Consider the following 4,416-nt stretch of genomic DNA (forward strand, 5'->3'; position numbering starts at 1 on the left):
GCGTTACTCTTGATGTTAGTTGCGGTAACCGGTTTCTATCGTCTTTATTTATAGGGTCATTGTCGGCGATATTTCGAGAGGAAAATCACGACGGATTGATAAAATTGCAGCTAAGCTTACTATCAGGGCGACGAGAAAGGAGCAAAATGATGGATTTAAGCAACATTAGCCGTCTTGATGACGCAATTTTATTAGGCATTATTAATGAAAAACTGCGTTTAGAGTGTGATAGCTTGGATGAACTCGTATCCATGTATGAGATGAATGAACAACATGTGGTTGGTAAGTTGAGTAATCTAGGCTTTAGGTATGACCCTCTCACCAACCAGTTTAAATCGTATTAATAGCTTGTTTTCCGCATAATTTAAGCCATCTTGATCCCGTCAAGGTGGCTTTTGCATTGTTGGCGAGCGATAGCAAAAAAAGCTTGTAAGTAACGCTTGTCTTTTTCGCTGTGGCGGGTTGCGGCAAATAACCGACGCCATAATCCATCGCCTAATGGTTTGCTGGTGATAAGTCCCTGGCGTGAAAATTCACTGATCGCCCAGTTGGGCAACGTGGCAACGCCTAATCCGGCAGACACCATTTGGACTAGCATTAAAGTATTGTCTGCTTGTTTCCACTTTGCTGGTTCTACGCCTGCCGGGTGTAGGAAATGTTTGACGACATCTAAGCGTTGTTTTTGTACCGGATAACACAGCATGGTTTGTTCGGCCAAATCTTGTGGTGTGATGACGGTTTTATCAGCGAGTGGATGGTTGGTTGCAGTAATAAGGCGCATTTCAAAGTCAAATAAGGGTTCATAATGCACCTCTGAGCGCGGTAAAATATCAGAGGTAATCACCAAGTCTAGCTCTCCTGCTAGTAATGCAGGTAAGGGTTCAAAACCAAACCCTGAGGAAAAATCGAGCGTTACACTGGGCCAAGCTAATTGATATTCACGCAGGGCAGGCATTAACCATTGGAAGCAAGAATGGCATTCAATTGCCATGTGTAAGCGTCCATTCACATCTTCTTTCAGGCTGGCGAGTTCGTTCTCTGCTTTGGCTAAGCGTGGCAATATTTCATCGGCAATGCGCAGCAGAATATTACCTTCTGATGTAAAACGAACCGGGCGTGTTTTGCGGAGAAAAAGTTGTCCACCAATCCGAGCTTCAAGATCTTTTATTTGATGGGATAACGCCGACTGAGTCAGGTGTAAAGCCGTGGCGGTGGCGGTTAGTGAGCCCGTTTCTCGCAGTGAAACTAAGGTTCTTAAATGTTTAAGCTCGATCATGTATCACCTTCACCTTCCCTTTTTTATTATTAATTTATCTAAACTTACGTGTTTTTTTTAACCGTGTAAACATCTAGATGGCTATTTGTTGTTAATCCTACGAATGAAATGTTTATAAACATGAAATTTTCTAATAAACAAGTTGAATAATTGGTGATTGTATTCAGTATCATGTTACGCGATAGTTTAGCCATCCAGATGTCTTTTAATGTCTGCACCTATCTATAGAAGGATAAAACACATGGCAACGACAACGCATATTCTCGGTTACCCACGTATTGGTGAAAAACGTCAGCTAAAATTTGCCCTGGAGCAGTATTGGCGTGGTGAAATTGAGCAATCTCAACTGCAACAGGTTGGACAAAGTATTCGTCAACAAAACTGGCACCAGCAGCAAGAGGCAGGGTTGAGTTTTGTGACTGCGGGTGATTTTGCTTGGTATGATCATGTATTAACGACAACACTTTTGCTTGGTCATGTTCCCGAACGCCATCGTCATGGTTTTCCTGATCTCGATACGCTGTTTCGAGTCGGGCGTGGTCAGTCACAAAATCATTGTGGATGCAGTGGCAGCGCCGCTTCTGATATGACTAAATGGTTTAACACTAACTATCATTACATTGTGCCGGAATTTAGTGCTACAGATAGTTTTGAGGTAAGTTGGCCACAATTGTTTGATGAAGTGAATGAAGCCGTCAAAGCTGGCTATCCGGTTAAACCCGTTCTTCTTGGCCCGTTAAGTTATCTTTATTTAGGTAAAGAGGTTGGGGAAGGTTTTGATCGACTGACATTACTTCCTCGTCTACTTACTGCTTATCAAGCGATTTTAGCTAAATTAGCCAAGCAGGGAGTGACTTGGGTACAAATTGATGAGCCGATCCTAGCTCTGGAACTTGAAACGCCGTGGCAAGAGGCCTTTAAACTGGCTTATCAGGTGATTCAAGGTGAGGTGAAATTACTGTTGACCACCTATTTTGATTCTGTAAGTGATACGTTAGATAAAATTGTTAAACTGCCCGTTAATGGTCTGCATATTGACCTTTCAGCAGCTCCTCAGCAACTCGATGAGGTATTAGAAAAGCTTCCTCAAGACTGGGTATTATCGGCGGGTGTGGTGAATGGACGGAATGTCTGGCGAGCCGATCTCGCTTCACAACTCAATCAACTTCAGCCAGTAAAAGCACAGTTGGGGGATCGCTTATGGGTTGCCAGCTCTTGTTCTCTACTCCATAGCCCCGTTGATCTAGAACTAGAAGCGAACCTTTCACCAGAAGTGCAGAGCTGGTTCGCTTTTGCCAAACAAAAACTGACCGAAATTTCGCTGCTCGGCCAAGCATTAGATGGCGATCATGCAGCAATATTGGCCTGTGAGACGTACAGTCAGCCTATTGTAGCGCGTCAACAAGCCATTCATGTTAATAAGCCTCAAGTTCAAGCTCGGCTTAACAGTATTACCGATTCTCTTGCTGAGCGAAGTGCACCTTATGCAGAGCGTGCTTACCATCAACAAGAAGTGCTTGGGCTTCCCCTGTTACCGACGACAACCATTGGTTCTTTCCCACAAACGGGAGATATTCGTGCCGAACGTCGAGCTTACCGACAGGGCAAGTTAGCTGAAACGGATTATGTGAATGCGCTTAAAGGACATATTGCCGATGCGGTTCAACGTCAAGAAGCTCTGGGCTTGGATGTGCTGGTGCATGGCGAAGCCGAACGTAATGACATGGTGGAATATTTTGCTGAAAATCTTGCTGGTTTCCAAACCACGCAGTTTGGTTGGGTGCAGAGTTACGGTTCTCGTTGTGTGAAGCCTGCCATAGTGGTAGCCGATATTGAACGAGAGAAGCCCATGACGGTAGAGTGGTCAAGTTATGCACAATCACTTACCAGTAAAAAGATGAAAGGGATGTTGACTGGGCCGGTTACGATCCTTTGCTGGACGTTCCCACGTGAAGACATTACTCGGGAGCAAATTGCTCAGCAATTGGCATTGGCGTTGCGTGATGAAGTGTCTGACTTGCAGGATGCAGGCATCAATATTATCCAAATTGACGAACCTGCGATTCGTGAAGGCTTACCATTGAAGAAACGGGATCATCAAGCTTATTTACAATGGGCAGTGCAAGCGTTCAAAATATCGGCTGCGAGCGCTCGGCCTGAAACACAAATCCATACTCACATGTGTTATAGCGAATTTAATGAAATTATTGATTCTGTTGCCGCGCTTGATGCGGACGTGATTACCATTGAAACCTCGCGCTCGAATATGGAATTACTCAAAGCATTTGAAGCGTTTAATTACCCGAATGCCATAGGGCCGGGTGTGTATGATATCCACTCCCCTAACATTCCATCACAAGCCTGGATTGAAGGGTTGTTGCGTAAAGCTGCGGAGAAAATCCCTGTTGAACGGTTATGGGTGAACCCCGATTGCGGGCTAAAAACACGAAATTGGCCAGAGGTGGAAGCCGCATTAACCAACTTAGTGCTGGCTGCTAAAGCGTTACGTGAAGAATGGCAGAAAAAATAGAGGGGATTATATTTTCATTATAAAGGCCTCTAGTGAGGCCTTTGTTGATTGAATACGATGGCATGGAGTAACTCAGTGACATTGAGTTTTAGTGACGATTTGATCGACCATTAGTTGACCTCTTGGATTACGAACTTGTAATCGGTAACTGATACCCGCATCAAGATTGGCTCGAATATCGGTACTAGAACAAAAACGTTGAACACTGTTTTCTATCACTTGGGTAAGGGATTGTGCACCTTGCTGATCAATATTGTAGATCATCATCATTTCGATCATTGTACCTTTAGAGCTAGCACGCATGATATTCAGTGGCCCTTGTTCAATCGGCAGCTCGGCATTGAGTACACTGGCACGATTGGCGGCTAATAGTTCTAAATGCTTTTGTTGATCACCAGTAGAGCTGCATCCACTAAGCAGAATAAACATGAGGCTGGTGATACCGAGTAATGATTTTTTCATAGTTAAAAAACTTTTTTAAACGGCTTGACGATAACGTGCGCATAAGCGCCAACCTTGTGGTAAGGATCCGCATCCGCCCAAGCTTGAGCGGCTTGCAAAGAGTCAAACTCAGCGATGATGGTTGAACCAGTAAATCCGGCCTCTCCGG

5 protein-coding genes are annotated in these 4,416 nt (G+C 44.4%); 2 read left to right on the forward strand and 3 right to left on the reverse strand.

All coding sequences use genetic code 11. The features are described from left to right. Positions 1-146 precede the first annotated feature (146 nt). The gene (locus tag B7C60_RS14595; RefSeq protein WP_099612287.1) at positions 147-344 is read left to right on the forward strand and encodes a DUF4250 domain-containing protein; all 198 of its coding nucleotides are present in this window, start codon (positions 147-149) and stop codon (positions 342-344) included. 20 nt (positions 345-364) lie between these two features. On the opposite strand, the gene metR is transcribed toward B7C60_RS14595, so the two are convergent. Beyond that, positions 365-1,276, reverse strand: coding sequence for an HTH-type transcriptional regulator MetR (metR, locus tag B7C60_RS14600; RefSeq protein ID WP_099612288.1), 912 nt, complete (start codon positions 1,274-1,276; stop codon positions 365-367). Between the two features lie 241 nt (positions 1,277-1,517). Between metR and metE the strand changes: the two genes are divergently transcribed. After that, complete coding sequence (gene metE, locus B7C60_RS14605) at positions 1,518-3,806, forward strand: 5-methyltetrahydropteroyltriglutamate--homocysteine S-methyltransferase (RefSeq protein WP_099612289.1); 2,289 nt, start codon at positions 1,518-1,520, stop codon at positions 3,804-3,806. 72 nt (positions 3,807-3,878) lie between these two features. Here metE and B7C60_RS14610 read toward each other — a convergent pair whose 3' ends face one another. Both B7C60_RS14610 and B7C60_RS19550 read right to left on the reverse strand, forming a co-directional pair. After that, positions 3,879-4,268 carry a GspS/AspS pilotin family protein gene (locus tag B7C60_RS14610; protein ID WP_099612290.1) on the reverse strand — a complete coding sequence of 130 codons (390 nt, stop codon included), beginning with the start codon at positions 4,266-4,268 and terminating at the stop codon, positions 3,879-3,881. A 2-nt stretch (positions 4,269-4,270) separates the two neighbouring features. Continuing rightward, positions 4,271-4,416 (reverse strand): YciI family protein (locus B7C60_RS19550; RefSeq protein ID WP_245869672.1); only part of this gene is annotated, 146 nt, incomplete at its 5' end.

This window comes from Vibrio fujianensis, from assembly GCF_002749895.1.
Taxonomy (GTDB): domain Bacteria; phylum Pseudomonadota; class Gammaproteobacteria; order Enterobacterales; family Vibrionaceae; genus Vibrio; species Vibrio fujianensis.

Coding starts and splice junctions, on each gene's coding strand:
- metR (WP_099612288.1), bottom strand. CDS start 1,276: ATGATCGAGCTTAAACATTTAAGAACCTTAGTTTCACTGCGAGAAACG.
- metE (WP_099612289.1), top strand. CDS start 1,518: ATGGCAACGACAACGCATATTCTCGGTTACCCACGTATTGGTGAAAAA.
- B7C60_RS14610 (WP_099612290.1), bottom strand. CDS start 4,268: ATGAAAAAATCATTACTCGGTATCACCAGCCTCATGTTTATTCTGCTT.
- B7C60_RS14595 (WP_099612287.1), top strand. CDS start 147: ATGATGGATTTAAGCAACATTAGCCGTCTTGATGACGCAATTTTATTA.